The sequence below is a fragment of the Marinobacter zhanjiangensis genome (assembly GCF_014651935.1).
GTDB classification, from domain to species: Bacteria; Pseudomonadota; Gammaproteobacteria; order Pseudomonadales; family Oleiphilaceae; genus Marinobacter; species Marinobacter zhanjiangensis.
This window is the reverse complement of the sequence record NZ_BMXV01000001.1, coordinates 219891-235774: the sequence shown is the minus strand read 5'-3', so window position 1 is coordinate 235774 and position 15884 is coordinate 219891. Positions and strand designations below refer to the sequence as shown.

At 59.6% G+C, this 15884-nt stretch carries 14 protein-coding genes; 4 read left to right on the top strand and 10 right to left on the bottom strand.

The features are described 5' to 3' along the window. Positions 1-50: 50 nt before the first annotated feature. The 4 genes from IE079_RS01055 to IE079_RS01040 are packed head-to-tail and all read right to left on the bottom strand — an operon-like array spanning position 51 to position 4270. Positions 51-1649, bottom strand: a complete 1599-nt coding sequence (locus tag IE079_RS01055) for a class I adenylate-forming enzyme family protein (RefSeq protein ID WP_189571549.1) — start codon at positions 1647-1649, stop codon at positions 51-53. 24 nt (positions 1650-1673) lie between these two features. Then, positions 1674-2117, bottom strand: coding sequence for a MaoC family dehydratase (locus IE079_RS01050; protein ID WP_189571546.1), 444 nt, complete (start codon positions 2115-2117; stop codon positions 1674-1676). 6 nt (positions 2118-2123) lie between these two features. Next, a complete protein-coding gene (locus IE079_RS01045; protein WP_189571543.1) occupies positions 2124-2579 on the bottom strand; it encodes a MaoC family dehydratase N-terminal domain-containing protein in 456 nt (151 codons plus the stop codon). A gap of 53 nt (positions 2580-2632) precedes the next feature. Beyond that, the gene (locus IE079_RS01040) at positions 2633-4270 is read right to left on the bottom strand and encodes a long-chain-fatty-acid--CoA ligase (protein ID WP_189571541.1); all 1638 of its coding nucleotides are present in this window, start codon (positions 4268-4270) and stop codon (positions 2633-2635) included. A 257-nt stretch (positions 4271-4527) separates the two neighbouring features. On the opposite strand from IE079_RS01040, the gene IE079_RS01035 reads away from it, so the two are divergent. Continuing rightward, on the top strand, positions 4528-5688 hold the full coding sequence (locus IE079_RS01035; protein ID WP_189571538.1) for a C4-dicarboxylate TRAP transporter substrate-binding protein: 1161 nt from the start codon (positions 4528-4530) through the stop codon (positions 5686-5688). A gap of 43 nt (positions 5689-5731) precedes the next feature. Then, positions 5732-7351 carry a class I adenylate-forming enzyme family protein gene (locus tag IE079_RS01030; RefSeq protein ID WP_189571535.1) on the top strand — a complete coding sequence of 540 codons (1620 nt, stop codon included), beginning with the start codon at positions 5732-5734 and terminating at the stop codon, positions 7349-7351. A gap of 55 nt (positions 7352-7406) precedes the next feature. Here IE079_RS01030 and IE079_RS01025 read toward each other — a convergent pair whose 3' ends face one another. The 3 genes from IE079_RS01025 to IE079_RS01015 all read right to left on the bottom strand — a co-directional run bounded on the left by IE079_RS01025 (position 7407) and on the right by IE079_RS01015 (position 11307). After that, the gene (locus IE079_RS01025; protein ID WP_189571532.1) at positions 7407-8564 is read right to left on the bottom strand and encodes a C4-dicarboxylate TRAP transporter substrate-binding protein; all 1158 of its coding nucleotides are present in this window, start codon (positions 8562-8564) and stop codon (positions 7407-7409) included. A 38-nt stretch (positions 8565-8602) separates the two neighbouring features. Then, positions 8603-10159 carry a long-chain-fatty-acid--CoA ligase gene (locus IE079_RS01020; protein WP_189571529.1) on the bottom strand — a complete coding sequence of 519 codons (1557 nt, stop codon included), beginning with the start codon at positions 10157-10159 and terminating at the stop codon, positions 8603-8605. 209 nt (positions 10160-10368) lie between these two features. Then, on the bottom strand, positions 10369-11307 hold the full coding sequence (locus IE079_RS01015; protein WP_189571526.1) for an NAD(P)H-dependent flavin oxidoreductase: 939 nt from the start codon (positions 11305-11307) through the stop codon (positions 10369-10371). A gap of 172 nt (positions 11308-11479) precedes the next feature. Between IE079_RS01015 and IE079_RS01010 the strand changes: the two genes are divergently transcribed. After that, complete coding sequence (locus IE079_RS01010) at positions 11480-12520, top strand: phosphotransferase family protein (protein ID WP_189571522.1); 1041 nt, start codon at positions 11480-11482, stop codon at positions 12518-12520. A gap of 16 nt (positions 12521-12536) precedes the next feature. On the opposite strand, the gene IE079_RS01005 is transcribed toward IE079_RS01010, so the two are convergent. After that, on the bottom strand, positions 12537-12965 hold the full coding sequence (locus IE079_RS01005) for a PaaI family thioesterase (RefSeq protein ID WP_189571519.1): 429 nt from the start codon (positions 12963-12965) through the stop codon (positions 12537-12539). 31 nt (positions 12966-12996) lie between these two features. Then, the gene (locus tag IE079_RS01000; protein ID WP_189571517.1) at positions 12997-14067 is read right to left on the bottom strand and encodes a BtrH N-terminal domain-containing protein; all 1071 of its coding nucleotides are present in this window, start codon (positions 14065-14067) and stop codon (positions 12997-12999) included. 252 nt (positions 14068-14319) lie between these two features. On the opposite strand from IE079_RS01000, the gene IE079_RS00995 reads away from it, so the two are divergent. Next, entirely contained in the window at positions 14320-15057 is a 738-nt protein-coding gene (locus IE079_RS00995) for an SDR family NAD(P)-dependent oxidoreductase (RefSeq protein ID WP_189571514.1), read from the top strand. A gap of 45 nt (positions 15058-15102) precedes the next feature. Here IE079_RS00995 and IE079_RS00990 read toward each other — a convergent pair whose 3' ends face one another. Further along, positions 15103-15882 carry an SDR family NAD(P)-dependent oxidoreductase gene (locus IE079_RS00990; protein WP_189571509.1) on the bottom strand — a complete coding sequence of 260 codons (780 nt, stop codon included), beginning with the start codon at positions 15880-15882 and terminating at the stop codon, positions 15103-15105. Between the last annotated feature and the right edge of the window lie 2 nt (positions 15883-15884).

Here is a 15884-nt window from a genome sequence, read left to right as displayed (position 1 = left end):
CCATTTTTCCGAAGGAAAATAGGGTCTGATCTAGCCCCATTTTTCGGAAACTAGCCCCCAATCCGCTCCTTCAACCCGGCTTTCACCAGCTTGCCATTGGCATTCCGCGGCAGCGGATCTTCCTGAATAGTGACATAGTCCGGCGTCTTGTAGTCCGCCAGGTTTTTCCGGCAGAACTGGCGGATATCGTCTTCCGTCACTCCCTGTTCCTCCACCCTGGTGACAAACACATGGATTTTCTCACCCAGTACCTCGTCGGGGTGAGGGATTACCGCGCATTCCACCACCGCCGGGTGCCCGGTGATCAGGTTTTCCAGCTCCACGCTGTAGATGTTGTAGCCACCCCGGTTGATCATGTCCTTTTTACGGTCGAACACCCGCACGAAGCCCTGCTCATCCATGGAGCCGATGTCACCGGACTTCCAGTGCCCGGCGGTGAATTCGCGGGCGTTTGCCTCCGGATTGTTCCAGTAGCCCGGGACCACCATGGGGCCGCTGATCCACAGTTCACCGGACTGTCCCCGGGGTACCTCGCGGCCAAGGTCGTCCATGATTCGGACATCGCCGCAGGGTACGGGTTGACCCACACTGTCTGCGTGCTCGCCGGCGTCACCCAGAGGCAGGCAGGTGGAAGGAGAGGTAGTCTCGGTGGCGCCGTAGGCGTTGATCAGTTCAAGGTCCGGCAACTGGTCCCGGAGTTTTTCGATGGTACTCTCCGGCATGGGGGCGCCGCCAAAGCCGCCGATGCGGAATGCACTCAGGTCGTGATCGCGGAAGTTGGTGCGCAGCAGGCACAGGTTGTACATGGCCGGCACCATAATAGTGTGGGTCACTTTCTCGCGGGCAATCAGAGCCACCGCTTCCACCGCGTCGAAGGCGGGAATCACCACGATGGCGCCGGCCACGTGGGTCATGGTCAGGATATTGGCCACCAGACCTGTGACGTGGCTGCCCGGCGCCACCAGCAGGCTACGTTCACCATCCCCCAGGGCCATGGTGTGCTGAAAGTGCATCACCGAGTGGAGAATGTTGAAGTGGGTCAGGATCACACCTTTGGGTGTACCGGTAGTGCCGGAGGTGTAGAGAATGACCGCCGGATCCTCCTCGTTTGCGGTGGGCAGGGGCAGATCGGTACCGGCGGCTTTCAGCAGGTTTTCAAACGGCTCGCTGTAGGTGTCTTCGACCCCGATGGCAAACCGGTGAAGGAGGCCCGGCAGGACCTCCGGAGATGGCAGCTTGCCGCTCTGGTCGGCGGTATAGACCACCGCCCGCGCATCCGAGTGCTCCAGCATATAGCGCAGCCCTGGAGCCTGCTCGCGGGTGTTCAGTGGCATCACGATGGCGCCGGCACGCAATACACCGAGCACGGTCAGCACCAGCTCGGTACTGTTGCCGATCAGCAGGCCAACCCGGTCTCCGGGCTCCACACCCCGATGGCGAAGCTGCGCTGCCATCGCATCTGCCCGGTCGGCCACTTCCTGATAGCTTAGCCGCTGCCCATCGCAGACAATGCAGTCAGCCCCCGGTGCCCGTTCCACTGATGCCAGGAAGGAGGCCAGCACACTTTCCGGACGCTCCTGATAACAGTGTACCACTCGGTCACCGAAATGGTGTTCGTGGCGGATGGTAAAGTTCGCGGTGGTGCTCATCGGGTTGCGTCTCCGGGTTCGGTGTTACGGGTGCTGAAGCATTGGTGTTGACAGGCGGACCAGGGCGTCGCCCACAACTTTGGTTTCGCCGTGCTGGTTGATAACGCTGAGCTCGAGCCACGCTCGCTGTTCGCCTGCTTCCTTGAAGCGCTCGGTAATCCGTCCCTGGCAGCTCAGTTTATCGTGGACATGGGAGATGGCCACAAAGCGCATGCCGAAACTGATCAGGGTATCCTGTGGCAGCCAGTTGGTGAGCATCCGGCCGAGGTAGGCGGAAGCCAGCATGCCATGGGCAAAAACGTCATCCATGCCATGATAGCGGGCGAAATCCAGATCTACATGAATCGGATTGTGATCACCGGACGCGCCGGCATACAGTGCCAGGGTCAGTCTCGAAACGGGAGGTGTGGACAAGGGCGGAATTTCATCCCCGACCTCGAACGTTGCGGTGTCGACATCAGTACGCATGCGGCTTTACCTGTGACGGATAATAATGGTGGAACGAAGGTCGGCCAGCTTTTTCCGGTTCGACTCGTCGCTTTCCCGGAAAACTGCAGTGTCCCGTACCACGAACTCCAGGGCGCCGGCCTTTTTCTGGTAAATGTCGGTGATCCGGGAGTCAAAAGTCAGCCGATCTCCGGCGCAGGCAACCTGGTAGTAATTGAAGCGTTGTTCCCCGTGAAGGACCTTGCCCAGTTCAATACCCAGAGTGTCCATGTAGTCATAGGGGTTGTCCCGCTCCATGTCCAGACAGAAAAGGAACGTGGGCGGCACCGGTAGCGACACCCAACCTGCTGCTTTTGCGGCCTCTTCTTGCAGATACACGGGGTTGGTTTCGCCAATAGCTCTGGCGAAGAAACGCAGGCGGCCCTTTTCGACGACCTGAGTGTGGGGCGGTAAACGGAAACCGATAAATGTCTGGTCGATCATGGCTAAACCATCGGGAAGGTCCCGCCAGCTGAAAGCGCTGGCGGGAGATGGGGTCAACCGGTGCTTACCGGTTTGAAGTCACCGAACTCTTCCCGGAGCTTGGTCTTCAGCAGCTTGCCGGTGGCAGTGTGGGGAAGCTCGTCCACGAACAGTATGTCGTCCGGCAGCCACCACTTGGCAACATGCTCTGCCAGGAACTGCATCAGGTCCTCCTTTTCCGTGTTGGTATTGTCCTTGAGTACGACGATCAGCAGAGGGCGTTCCTGCCAGGTCGGATGAGCAATGCCGATCACGGCAGCTTCGGCAACGTCAGGGTGAGAGGCTGCGGCGTTTTCCAGCTCGATGGAGGATATCCACTCACCGCCGGACTTGATCACATCCTTGGAGCGATCTACCAGTTGCAGGAAGCCGTCGGGGTCGATGGTGCCTATATCGCCAGTGGGGAAGAAGCCCTCGCTGTCCAGCTTGCTGCCTCCTTCCTGACGGTAGTAGCCACTGGCAATCCACGGGCCCTTCACATAGAAATGGCCGGAGGTTTTGCCGTCCCAGGGTAGGCGTTCGCCGGCATCGTTGACGATCTTGATCTCTACGCCCCAGATGCCACGGCCGGCCTTGGTCTTGAGCTTTGCCATCTCCTCATCACTGAGGCTGGCATGCCTGGGCAGCGGTTTATTAATGACGCCCAGCGGACTGGTTTCAGTCATGCCCCAGCCCTGAACCATGTCGATGCCGGACTTGCGGAAACGCTCGATCATGGCAATCGGCGGTGCCGAGCCACCCACGCCGACACCGGTCAGGCTCAGCTCGTCCAGACTGGCACCGGGTGTGGAATCCAGGTACTGGAACAGCATCAGCCAGACGGTGGGTACCGCCATGGAGAAAGTGACGTTTTCGTCTTTCATCAACTGGTAGACACTCTCGCCATCCAGATGCTGGCCGGGCAGCACGACCTTGGCGCCCACCATGGGGGCGGAGTAGGGCACGCCCCAGGCGTTGGCGTGAAACATGGGCACAATCAGCAACATACTGGTCTTGCTGCTGATTTCGAACGCATCCGGCGCCACCTGCATCAGAGAATGCAGCACCGTGGAGCGATGGCCGTAGAGAACCCCCTTGGGGTTGCCGGTGGTGCCGGAGGTGTAGCAAAGCGAAGAGGCAGTGCGCTCGTCAAACTCGGGCCAGTCGTACTCTTCGCTGGCGGCTTCCACCAGATCCTCGTAACAATGCAGGTTGGGCAGGTCGATGTCCGGCATGTGCTCCCGGTCAGTCATGGCCACAAAGGCCTCGACAGTCTCCAGTTGTGGTGCCAGCTGCGCCACCAGATCCGCGAAGGTGATATCGAAAAACAGTACCTTGTCCTCGGCGTGTTTGATGATGTAGATCAGCTGTTCCGGAAACAGGCGCGGATTGATGGTGTGGAGGATGGCGCCGCTGCCGGACACGCCGAAGTACAGCTCATAGTGGCGATAGGTATTCCAGGCCAGGGTGCCCACGCGGTCCTGGAAGTCTGTGCCCAGAGTCTGCAGGGCGTTGGCCACCCGCTTCGAACGGTTACGCAGCTCGCGGTAGTTGGTCCTGTGCATGGGACCTTCCACGGTCTTGGTCACGATTTCCGTTTCCGGGTGGAAAGTAGCTGCGTGCTCGATAAGTGACGAGATGAGCAGGGGCTTGTCTTGCATCAGTCCGTGCATTGTATTCTCCCGATGTTGTTGTGGTTGTGGCCGGACGTATCACACAGTGTCTCTTAGCACAAAAGCCCCGACCTCGTCTGATTCGACGATTTGACCTGTCGGTAGCAGGCGGTGCTGCAGTGATCTCGTCGGAACGGACGAGGCCCATTTCCGCCAGCCTTCCTATGCTGATGGATGGCCGGGATTGCCCGGCTTTATTACCGACAGCAATCACACAACAACAAATGCACCCGGAGCAGGTGCTATCAGGAGCTGTTATGCATTCGCTGAAAATGCCCCGTTTTATCCGTCTTGCCGTGCCACTGGCCGTAACTGGCACCTTACTGGCCGGCGCAGCCCATGCCCGTACCATCAGTTATGCCACCGGCTATGCCCCTCAATCCATCGGTGCTGAGGCGGGTGAAGCCTTTGCCGAGGCCATGGAGACTTATTCCGGTGGAGCGCTCAGTGCGAAAGTTTATCCCCAGTCGTTGTTGAGCTTTTCGGAAACCCCCTCAGGCGTCAGGGACGGTATGGCCGACAGTGGGCTGGTGTTGACGCCCTACTTTCCAGCGGAGTTTCCCAGCACTAACCTGGCAGCGGAAGTCTCCATGCTGCTGGAGTTGACCGACGCCCCGGCGGAGTCGGCAGGCCTGGCCTACGCCGGTGCCATGTCCGAATACCTGTTCAATGATTGCCCGGAGTGTGCCGGCGAGTTCGAGGCCCAGAATCAGGTGTTTATCGGTGGCGGTGGTACCTCACCCTACATGCTGCTATGCAACACTCCGGTGCGCAATCTGGAAGAACTGGAGGGCAAGCGGGTGCGGATCGGTGGTGCACAGTGGTCGCGGTGGGCGGAAGACCTCGGGGCATCGCCGGTATCGGTGCCGCAGCACGAAACTTATGAGGCCCTCAGCCAGGGCGTGGTGGACTGCACCATCCATTCGGCACCGGAGCTCACCATTGTCAATCTGATGGAAGTAGTGACTGATATCACCACAGGTGCTCCGGGAGGCGTATTTGCCGGCGTAGGCAACACGGTCAATCGTGATGCCTGGTCCAGTCTGAGCGAAGATGAGCGCACCGCTGTTCTCCATGCCTCTGCAGTGCTCTCTGCGGAGCTGAGCTGGGGCTATGCTCAAGCTGCCATGGACAACATGGAGACCGCCCGGGAACTCGACAGAATCGATGTCCATGATGCCAGCGATGCCATGAAAGAGCAGACCCGTGAGTTCATTCGTCAGGATCTGGACAACATGGCCGCCACCTATGCCGAAAAATATGGTGTCACTAACGCCGATGAGATGATCGAAACCTTTCGTCCGATCCTTGAGAAATGGGTTTCTCTGGTGGAAGGGGTGGATAGTGGTGAGGCCCTGGCCGACCTCTACTGGAAAGAAGTCTTCTCTAAAGTGGATGTGAGCCGTCATGGTTTGTGAGTGCCGGGCAACAAAAAGACCCTCGCGACAGGAGATCTGAACCATGATTTTGCACAAACCTGAATTGATCGAGGAATATACCCGCAAGGGATACTGGGGGCGCAGGACCCTGCTTGAGCGTTTCCAGGCCAACTGCGAGGCTCATCCCGACCGCGAGGCGGTGGTGGATCCCCCCAACCGGGACGAACTGGTGGGAACGCCGGCTCAACGCCTGAACTGGGCTGAATTTGGCCGGGCGGTTGATGCCACCGCTTCGGAACTGTCACGTCGTGGCTTCGGCAAGGACGACGTACTGGTCGCCCAGTTGCCCAACGTGTGGGAGCTGGCCATGCTCTATCTGGCTGCGGCAAAGGCAGGCGGACTGCTTTCGGCCCTGCCCATGCAGTGGCGCCGGAAGGACGTGGGTTATGTGAAGGAAATGACCGATGCCCGGTTCTATGTTTCCGCTGAGACCTTTCACGATTTTGACTACAAGGCACTGGGTCAGGAACTGGGGTTCGAACATTACATCGGCCTGCGGGAGCTGACGGATTTTGCCCGTGGCGAGCCGGGAGAGGCGGTGAGTGCACCGGTGGATGCCAACGATATCTTCACCCTTTGCTGGACCTCGGGCACAGAGGCCGACCCCAAGGGCTGCCCCATGAGCCACAACAACTGGGAGTACCTGATCAGCCTGGTATTCACTACCTGCGGCCTGGAGAAGGGCGATCGCATTTTGTGTGTGGCACCGCTGGTGAACATGACGGCGGTGGGGGTCAACTACGTGCCCTGGCTGGCGGCCGCAGGTACGCTTGTGCTGCACCATCCCATTACCCCGGATATCCTGTTGCGACAGCTGGTGGAAGAGCGAATCCAGTACACCATCCTGGTGCCGGCGATGCTCAATATGATTGCCAAACTGCCCAATGTAGATCAGCTGGACCTGTCCAGTATCCGTACGATCACCACCGGTTCGGCACCCCCGTCCGCGTGGTCCATGCAGGAGTTCAAACGCCGCTGGGATATCGACATCGTCAACATCTGGGGCCAGAACGAGGGTACCAGCCTGGTAGCGGGTCCGGCGGACGTTCCAGAGCTGGATATGCGGGTGGACCATCTGCCCTGGTGGGGCAAGAAAGGCGTTGAGTGGCCATCCGGCATTTATGGGGTCGAAGTGAAGATACTGGGTGATACGGACGAGGAAATTACCGAGCCCGGTGGAATCGGAGAGCTGTGCTATCGCAGCCCGGGGCTGTTTGCCGGCTATTTCCAGCGCCCGGATATCACCGAGCGCTCATTCACCGATGACGGTTTCTTCCGTACCGGTGATCTGTTCATTGTTCAGGACGAGAAACACGTAGGCTTTTACGACCGCAAGAAAGACATGGTCATCCGCGGTGGTTTCAATATCTCCAGTGTGGAGGTGGAGAATGCCGTACTGGGCTTCGACAAGGTGCAGGACGTGGCGGTCATTCCCCAGCCGGACGACGTCATGGGAGAGCGGGTCTGTATCTGCGTGGTGCCTGCAGACGAGGACAACCCGCCGACCCTGGAGGAAATCAACGACTACCTGAAGGAGCAGGGTATGAGCGTCTACAAGCTGCCGGAAAAGATGAAGCAGATCGATGCCATTCCGCGTAATCCGGTTGGCAAGATACTGAAAAAAGAGCTGCGGACCATGTAAAATGTTGCCGGACCGGGGCTCAATGCCTCGGCCCGGCAAACGCTTTCCTTTTCCTTTACATACCGTACTGATTTACATCAACCTTCGAGAACACTTTGTCCCAGTAGAGTTGTTGCAACTCTTCACCGGTTTCCACGTCCTGTACCAGTTCGAGCCAGTGGTTCAGCCGCTCACGGAACTCGGCGATCATCTCGTCGGAGCGTTCCAGGCCGTGTTTGTCCTGATAACGGGCCGCAATGGTAGCGATGTCATTCTCGATGAAGCTGCGGGTGGCCGCCTTGAGCTCATCGCCGGCCTCGTGCACGGTGATGTCTTCCTTCTCCTCGATCAGCACCCGGTTTTCTTCATGCTCCTTCACGTACAGGCGACCCAGTTCGGCGATGATGGCGGCCGAGCCATAGAGTACCGCCTCCCGGTTCTCCGGCGACAGGCTTTGCCAGGCATTCGCGTTCATATGAGTGGCAATGCCTCCGAAGATGCCACCGGGAACGCCCACGGTGATGTCACTGGTCACTTCAATAAAATTGAAGTTGGTCAGGTCGGGCAGGTTATGGGCGGTACAGTCCAGCACGCCCTGACCCAGGCCTTCATACACTTCGTTTACCGCCATGGAGACCGGTGAGGCATTCATGGCTTCCGCCCACCGGGCCCACTGGGGTCCGCCGATACGGATCCGCTTGCCTTCGATATCCTCCATGGTTACCACTGGCTTGTTGCAGATCAGGGTATAAGGTGTGCTGCCGCCAATCCCCAGGAAGACCTGATTGTTGTTGGTGTATTCGTCCAGACATTCAGGACAGTTATTGAATACATATTCGGAGATGGCACCACCAAAGGCGTAGGTGGCTTCCCTGGCGGAGGTGTCGTCCAGCTCCAGCAGCATGGTCAGTTCCGTCAGCATGATGGTGCTGGGAAACTGGCTCTGGAAATAGGGCGTCAGCACCGCGCCGAAATCTGCCATGCCATCTCTCAGACCAGGCGGGGTCTCCATAAAACTGAGCAGTGACTGCATGTAAGGTTTGACGGTCAGATCACCATCGCTGCGCTCCTCCAGAGCATTGGTAAATACCTCAATGCTCTTGGAACCGATGGAGTTGGGCGTGGCACCGGAGGCAAAGCTCAGTTCCCTGGCGTCCACATTGCCTGCGACCAGCATACCGGCCAGTGTGGCGCCGGCGACAAAGCCGGCAAGCGGGGTTTTCAGGTAAGTCATGGGGCACTCCTGTCTGTTTGTTGTTGTCGTGTCGTTGTTCAGCTCACCTTGCGGTCCCGGTCGGACCAGTGCTCTTCCCTCAGCTTATACTTGAGCAGTTTGCCCGCGGGGGACACGGGCAGCTCATCCCGGACTTCCAGGCTGCGGGGAATCTTGTAGTTGGCAATCAGGGACTTGCAGTGTGTCATAAGGTCGTTCAGGTTCAGGTCCTCGCCTTCCTGCACGACCACCGTGGCGTGAACCCGCTCGCCCCAGTCCTCGTCCGGCACCCCAATCACTGCGCACTGGGCGACCTGGGGCATCTGGAGTACCGCTTCCTCCACTTCTGCGGAATAGACGTTCTCGCCGCCGGTAACAATCATGTCCTTGATTCGATCCACCACATAAACGAAGCCGTCATCGTCCATGTAGCCGGCGTCGCCGGTGTGCATCCAGCCATTACGCAGTGCCTGGGCGGTCTGCTCGGGCTTGTTCCAGTAACCCTGCATCACCACAGGGCCCCGGGCCACGATCTCGCCCCGAGTGCCATTGGGTACGGTGTTGTCCTCGCCATCCACAATGCGGATCTCCACCATGGGAAGGGGGCGGCCGGCGGACATCATCTTGCCGCTTTCAAAGCCTTCGTCGGTGTGCCAGTCCTTGGTGAGAATGGTGACGGTGGGTGACAGTTCGGTCATGCCATAGGCCTGCAGGAAGCCGGCCTTTGGCATGGCCTGCCGCGCCTTGCTCAGCAGGGTGCTGTCCATTGGTGAGGCGCCGTACATCATGTGTTGCAGGCCACTGAGGTCGTAACTGCCAAACTCGGGATGCGCCAGCACCATGCGCAGCATGGTGGGCACCAGGAAGGTCTCGATCACCTTTTCGTTCTGGATGGCCTCCAGAACGGCCTTGGGGTCGAACATGGGGATGATGACGTTGGTGCTGTGACGGGCCACCGCCTGCAGAATCAGCCCGGTGCCGGCAACATGGAAGGTAGGGGCCGCGTGCAGCGTAACCGAGCGTATCGGCATGTTTGCTACCGCCTGTGAGCCCAGTCCGTTGCTGAACAGGTTCATGTGGCTGAGCATCACTCCCTTGGGCTTGCCGGTGGTACCACCGGTGTACATAACGGCCGCCAGGTCGTCCTTGCTGCGCAGGGTATCTTCCATTTCCTCGTTGTCGCGGACCAGGTCCTCGAAATTGTGGGTTTTGGCGGGTGCTTCCCCGTCGCCGGCATAGATCACCGTCTGCAGGGATTTCGAACCCTCCATTAGCGGGATGATCATGGGGCTGAAGGTATCGTCCACGATCAGGAAGGTACTGTCACAGTCATCCAGGGAATAGATGATTTCCGCCGGACTCCAGCGGATATTCACCGGGTTGATCACGCCACCTGCCCAGAAGGTCGCATAGATGGCTTCGGCGTAGCGATCCGAGTTCAGGCTCAGGATCGCCACCCGGTCGCCTTCATTCAGACCCAGCTGCTTGAGGCCCGCTGCCAGCCGTGCAACCCGGGAAACAAATTCCCGGTAACTGTGGCGGCGGCCGCTGCAAACGGTTGCCGTCTTCTCCGGGGCCTCGATCAGGGCCTTATGAAGCGGTTGTGTCAGATACATTCGATGGGTTCTCCGTGTGTTCTTATTGTTCCGGATGTTCGTGGTTGTTTGTTGATCAGCAAGCATCAAGCTAGGTCACGACTGACAGGTCAGCTATCGTCGAAACCGACGAATTGTTCATTTTTGCGTCAGCAACAGACTGAGAGGGTCAGGCAAGAGGCGGGGCAGGGAGCCACTCCTGTGTCGGAGGGCTCCTGGAGGGAACTGGCTTATTGGCCGAACTCGTCATTGCAGGCCTTGTGCATGGCCTCACGATATTCCGAGCTAAGTCGCTGGCACAGTTCTGCCGCCGAGGGCTCGTCGTCGATGGCGCCCACACCATGGCCGGCGGACCAGACGCTCTTCCAGGCCTTGGCCTCGTTTTCCATATCCAGGCCGGCATGCGCCTCAGTGCTGTCGAGATCCAGGCCAGCAGCATCCACACTGGGGCGAAGAAAGTTGGCGTTTACCCCGGAGACCTTGGATGTATAGACGATGTCGGCCACCCGGGTGTCCCGCACCATTGCCTTGTATTCGGGTTGCACCATGGACTCTTTCGTGGCCAGGAAGCGTGTACCAAGATAGGCGAGATCAGCACCCATGAGTCGGGCAGCTGCAACCTGGGCGCCGGTACTGATGCTACCGGCGAGGATGACCGTGCCGTCGAACACCTGGCGGATCTCCTGAACCAGTGCAAAGGGGCTCATGTTGCCGGCATGGCCACCGGCACCGGCGGAAACTGCAATGATGCCGTCAACGCCCGCCTCGGCGGCCTTTTCCGCATGGCGGCGGTTGATTACGTCGTGGAACACCAGTCCGCCATAGGAATGTACCGCCTTGACCAGTTCCGGCACGGCACCCAGTGAGGTGATCACCAGTGGCACCTTGTGTTTCACCACCTGCTCCAGGTCCGCTTCCAGTCGCGGGTTGGAACGGTGGACTATCAGATTGACGCCGTAGGGTGCGGCATCCTGTCCGGCCAGACGGCCTTCGATTTCTTCAAGCCACTCAACGAAACCCTCCGTGGATCGCTGGTTGAGAGCGGGAAAGGTGCCTATGACACCATTCAGGCAGGCTTCCACCACCAGATCCGGGCCGGAGGTGAGGAACATGGGGGCGGCAATGGCCGGGACCTTGAGCCGGCCTTCGAACGACGCGGGAATTGGCATGGCAGAAATCTCCTTCAATGTGCGTTTAGGCGAAAACGGGCCTGAGAGCCGGTTTGCGGCATCGGATCATCCTCCCATGTTAATGACCGGGTCGATTCGTCCAATCTGACGATTCTTTTGATGGTTGAGGTCGATTATTTTTGTCTGAACACAATAAAAAAACGGGGAAGTTATGCATTGGCAGGACCATATCGATACCGGCAGGCTGCAGGCATGGATGGTGGATCAGGGGCTGGGTGAGGGTAAAATAACCGGCGCTCACCTGCTTGGTGGTGGCACCCAGAACCTGCTGTTGCGCTTTGACTACAATGGCCGGGGTCTGGTTCTGCGCCGGCCGCCCCCTCACCTTCGCAGCAACTCCAATGAAACCATGCGCCGTGAAATGCGCATGCTGGAGGCCCTGGCAAAGTCCGATGTGCCTCATCCCCGGCTGGTGGCCGGTTGTCCGGACGAGAATGTGCTGGGCGCTGCTTTCTATCTGATGGAGCCTGTCGATGGCTTTGCTCCGGTCAATGGTCTGCCAGCACTTCATGCTTCGGATTCAGCTATCCGGCACCGCATGGGTCTGTCGCTGGTGGAAGGCATCACGGCTCTGGGCGCGGTGGACTACGAAGCAGTGGGCCTGACCGGGTTTGGCAAGCCCGAGAACTATCTGCAACGCCAGGTCAGCCGCTGGCGTCATCAACTGGAAAGCTACGCTGACTTCCCCCACTGGTCCGGCCCCCGGGCCATTCCTGGCGTGGAGACGGTTGCCGACTGGCTGGAACGCAATCAGCCGCCGTCGTTCGAGCCGGGCATCATCCACGGTGACTATCACCTGGGTAATGTGATGTACCGCCATGACAGCGGTGAGCTGGCCGCCATTGTGGACTGGGAGCTGACTACCATTGGCGACCCGCTGCTGGACCTGGGCTGGCTGCTGGCCACTTGGCCCGGAGAAACACCGGCTGAGGACACTATCGAAGAGTTCCGGGTAGAGCCCTGGGAAGGGTTTCCCGCAGCGGATGAACTGGTGGCGCATTACCGGACCCGGACGCAGCGGGATACGTCCGGTATCGACTGGTATGCGGTGCTGGCCTGCTACAAGCTCGGTATCATCCTGGAAGGCACCCATGCCCGTGCCTGTGCCGGAAAAGCGCCGAAAGCCACAGGGGATCAGCTACACGCCAGCACCGTAGCGCTGTTCGAGCGGGCGCTGGGCTGGGTGCGCTGAGGGTGAGCCTGGTGTATCAGCCGCTCTTGTGTGAAGAGGGAATGGCGTAGGTCACCACGGCATGGGCCACCGGCTTTTCCAGATGCCCTTCTGAGTAGATGTTCACTTCGGTCAGCACGGAGCGGCGTCCCAGATGCAGCAAGGTACCCTTTGCCAACAGCGCCTTGCCGGACTCCGGCTTGCGCAGGAAGTTGATGTTCAGGTTACTGGTGACGGCCAGTGGCACGATGCCGATATGGGATAACACCACCACATAGGCGGCGGTGTCGGCGGTAGCCATCATGGTGGGACCGGAAACCGTACCGCCTGGGCGCAGATGGGTCTCGTCCACCGGCTGGCGAACCCAGGCGCCCTGTTGATCTACCTGTTCGACGGTGATGGTTGCCTGGGGAAATTCGCTGCTCATGAATGCCTGCAGCTCGTACGCATCAGCCTGGATCGCCATCTCTCGTTTCCTCGGTCATTGTTATATCGGTTCAGTAGTCCGGAGTGGCCTGTCCGGCCTGCTCCAGTGCTTGTTGCATGGCCAGTTCGAGTGCCGGTAGCTGTTGGGCGGCTTCACTGACGGCGTTTATATCCATGGCCTCTGCCCGGGCAATTTCACCCAAAGCGCTCCAGGCATCAGCGCTGCGCTGACAGGCTTCTGTGGCGGCGGCAAAGCTTTGGTCGCCAGTGGCCTCCGCCACATCACGACAGAAGCTGGCTTCCAGTCGACGGAAAAGACCGCCGCCCGTGCCCGCCTTTTCAATGAAGACCGGCAGGCTTCTGACCGCAGCGGACAGTTCTTCGGGGCCAAGACGGTAGGGCCAGGTAATGATGTCATCGGCGAAGGCCCTGACGCCCTCTACGCCAGACGTCACGAGGCTGCCTTCCGGCAGGCTGGACACATCGAACAGCAGGGCGTCCTCACCACCCAGCACACGGGCGGCCGAGGCCGCTGCTGCCCGGGCACTGGTCAGCAGGTCGGGAAGCTGCGCCGGAAATCGCATCGGATAGGTTGCAAACCGGTTCGGCCCCGGAAAACCATTGGAACCGTGGGCCCGGCGGAAGGCCTCCATGGGCACTTCCTGGGTGTCTTCCCGGTCATTGTCCACGATGAATACCGTGTTCCGGTCGTTATCGTAGCCGATGATGACAACATCATGCCGGGTGTTGGACAGCCTGACCCGCAGGTAGGGCAATTCAGCGATATCGCACCAGACCATCACCGGACGGCCATGGTCGATTTCGTCTTTGACCCGGTGCCAGGCATCCCAGGCGTTATCGGTCTGCTGTCGGTCGGTGTCGATGTCCAGCCGCCGGCAGAAATCGAGTTCCATATCGGCGTTGCGGCCCACCAGGTAAATGGGGGGTGTCAGGCCGGGATACCGGGTGTACATGAAAGACAGGCCGCCCCCCAGGCCGAACACCAGGCCTTCACCCGGTAACCGGTCACCGGACAGTCCGTCCCAGCCGAGCCCAGCCCAGTGCAGCAGATCCCGCAGGGCGCCTGAGCCGCAATGGCCGCCCAGTTGGTGGGGGTAGGGTTCGATAATGACCCGGCTCATGACAGCTTCCTCCCCGAACACTGATAGAAGTGCTGGTGACACGGGGATCCGCAGTGGGTCATCCGGCTGGCGACGCTAGGGCGGTGATAGGGCACTTTCGGTTCCTCAGGTTCTTTTTGTTTTTCGCTGCCACCATAGCCTGGCCAGCAAAGCCGGGCATCGTCCGATCCGACGATGCCCGGTGAAGGGCCAGGGGGTAGTGTCAAAGGACAATACCAGCACATCAGCAGGCGACACCAGGAGACAAAAACAATGAATGATCTGGACTATAGCGGCAAGACGGTACTGGTAGTAGGTGGCTCCAGCGGCATCGGCAACGGTATCGCCCAGGCCTTTCGTGCCCGGGGTGCTAAGGTGCACGTGTGGGGTACCCGGGCCTCGGCGGACGATTATGACGCTGCTGAAGGTTCGGATCTTGGCGGTCTGCACTATGCGCAGGTGGATGTGGGCGATATGGATGCGATTGAACGTGTTCAGCCCGCCTTCGACAAGCTCGATGTGCTGATTTTGTGTCAGGGTGTGGTGGTCTACAAGCGGGGCGAGTTTGAGCGTGGCGGCTGGGATCATGTCATCAATGTGAACCTCAACAGCCTGCGGGCCTGCGCCATGAAGTTCCATGACCAGTTGGCCGCCAGCAAAGGGTCGCTGATCATTGTCAGTTCCACTGCGGCCTTCCATTCCACCAAAGGCAATCCTGCCTACAACGCTTCCAAGGCTGGTGCGGTGGCCCTGGTGCGTACACTTGGCGAGGCCTGGGCGCCGGAGGGTATTGCAGTGAATGGCATTGCGCCAGGCTTCGTGGCCACCAAGATGACCAAAGTGACTACGGACAACCCCAAACGCCGCGAAATGGCAGAGGCGGCAATACCCGTAGGCCGTATGGGACTGCCTTCGGAAATGGCAGGCCCGGCGCTATTCCTGGCTTCGCCGCTGGCCTCCTACATGCGGGGCCAGACCCTCATCGTGGATGGCGGTCTCACCTTGTCGTGATGCTGCGAATCCCGCCTCCACAATCTCTGGAAGGCGGGAGCAGCTTCAGGCATTTCTGGCCATCAGCCCGCCATCCACCGGAATGACGGTTCCCGTGAGATAAGAAGATGCCGGCAGGCAAAGGCTGACCGTTACGTGGGCGACTTCCTCCGGTAAGCCATAGCGGCGTAATGCTGTGCGTCGTTTGGCGAAAACCTGCTTATGCTCCGGCTCGATGAACGCGGTCATGGCGGTATCGATAGGCCCCGGGCAGATGCAGTTCACGGTGATGCCTTCGGGCCCGAGCTCCACGGCCAGAGCACGGGTCAGTCCGCTGACGCCAGCCTTGGCGGCGGCATAGGCGCTGTCCTGCGCGGTGGCACCAAGGGCTTCGGTGGAGGCAATGTTCACTATACGTGGGTGCGATGACTGTCGAAGCGCGGGCAAAGCAGCCCGTATCATCTGTTGCTGCGCAGTCAGCAGAACCGACAGACAGCGGTCCCAGACGGTGTCGTACTGGTCATCGTCAATGGCTGCAAACCCCGAGATACCGGCGTTGTTGATCAGGACATCAAGGCCGCCGAAGGCCTTTTCCACTTCTGCAACGACATTACGAATTGCTTGCAGATCGCTCACATCCAGATGCCAGGCTTGGGCCTGATAGCCGGCGTTGGTGAGTTCCTCCGCCACAGACCGGGCACCGTCAGCGTCATAATCCGTCACCGCGCCCCGGGCTCCCTCGCTGGCAAACACGGCAGCGGTCGCCCGCCCCATGCCGCTTGCGGCTCCGGTCACCAGTGCCCGGCTACCTTTCAGTGAACGGCTCAGTTCAGTGATTCCATACATGG

Excerpts from the sequence above, each read along its gene's own strand:
- IE079_RS00995 (WP_189571514.1), top strand. The coding sequence starts at position 14,320 with ATGAATGATCTGGACTATAGCGGCAAGACGGTACTGGTAGTAGGTGGC.
- IE079_RS01010 (WP_189571522.1), top strand. The coding sequence starts at position 11,480 with ATGCATTGGCAGGACCATATCGATACCGGCAGGCTGCAGGCATGGATG.
- IE079_RS01030 (WP_189571535.1), top strand. The coding sequence starts at position 5,732 with ATGATTTTGCACAAACCTGAATTGATCGAGGAATATACCCGCAAGGGA.
- IE079_RS01005 (WP_189571519.1), bottom strand. The coding sequence starts at position 12,965 with ATGGCGATCCAGGCTGATGCGTACGAGCTGCAGGCATTCATGAGCAGC.
- IE079_RS01015 (WP_189571526.1), bottom strand. The coding sequence starts at position 11,307 with ATGCCAATTCCCGCGTCGTTCGAAGGCCGGCTCAAGGTCCCGGCCATT.
- IE079_RS01035 (WP_189571538.1), top strand. The coding sequence starts at position 4,528 with ATGCATTCGCTGAAAATGCCCCGTTTTATCCGTCTTGCCGTGCCACTG.
- IE079_RS01050 (WP_189571546.1), bottom strand. The coding sequence starts at position 2,117 with ATGCGTACTGATGTCGACACCGCAACGTTCGAGGTCGGGGATGAAATT.
- IE079_RS01045 (WP_189571543.1), bottom strand. The coding sequence starts at position 2,579 with ATGATCGACCAGACATTTATCGGTTTCCGTTTACCGCCCCACACTCAG.
- IE079_RS01020 (WP_189571529.1), bottom strand. The coding sequence starts at position 10,159 with ATGTATCTGACACAACCGCTTCATAAGGCCCTGATCGAGGCCCCGGAG.
- IE079_RS01055 (WP_189571549.1), bottom strand. The coding sequence starts at position 1,649 with ATGAGCACCACCGCGAACTTTACCATCCGCCACGAACACCATTTCGGT.
- IE079_RS01025 (WP_189571532.1), bottom strand. The coding sequence starts at position 8,564 with ATGACTTACCTGAAAACCCCGCTTGCCGGCTTTGTCGCCGGCGCCACA.
- IE079_RS01040 (WP_189571541.1), bottom strand. The coding sequence starts at position 4,270 with ATGCACGGACTGATGCAAGACAAGCCCCTGCTCATCTCGTCACTTATC.
- IE079_RS01000 (WP_189571517.1), bottom strand. The coding sequence starts at position 14,067 with ATGAGCCGGGTCATTATCGAACCCTACCCCCACCAACTGGGCGGCCAT.
- IE079_RS00990 (WP_189571509.1), bottom strand. The coding sequence starts at position 15,882 with ATGTATGGAATCACTGAACTGAGCCGTTCACTGAAAGGTAGCCGGGCA.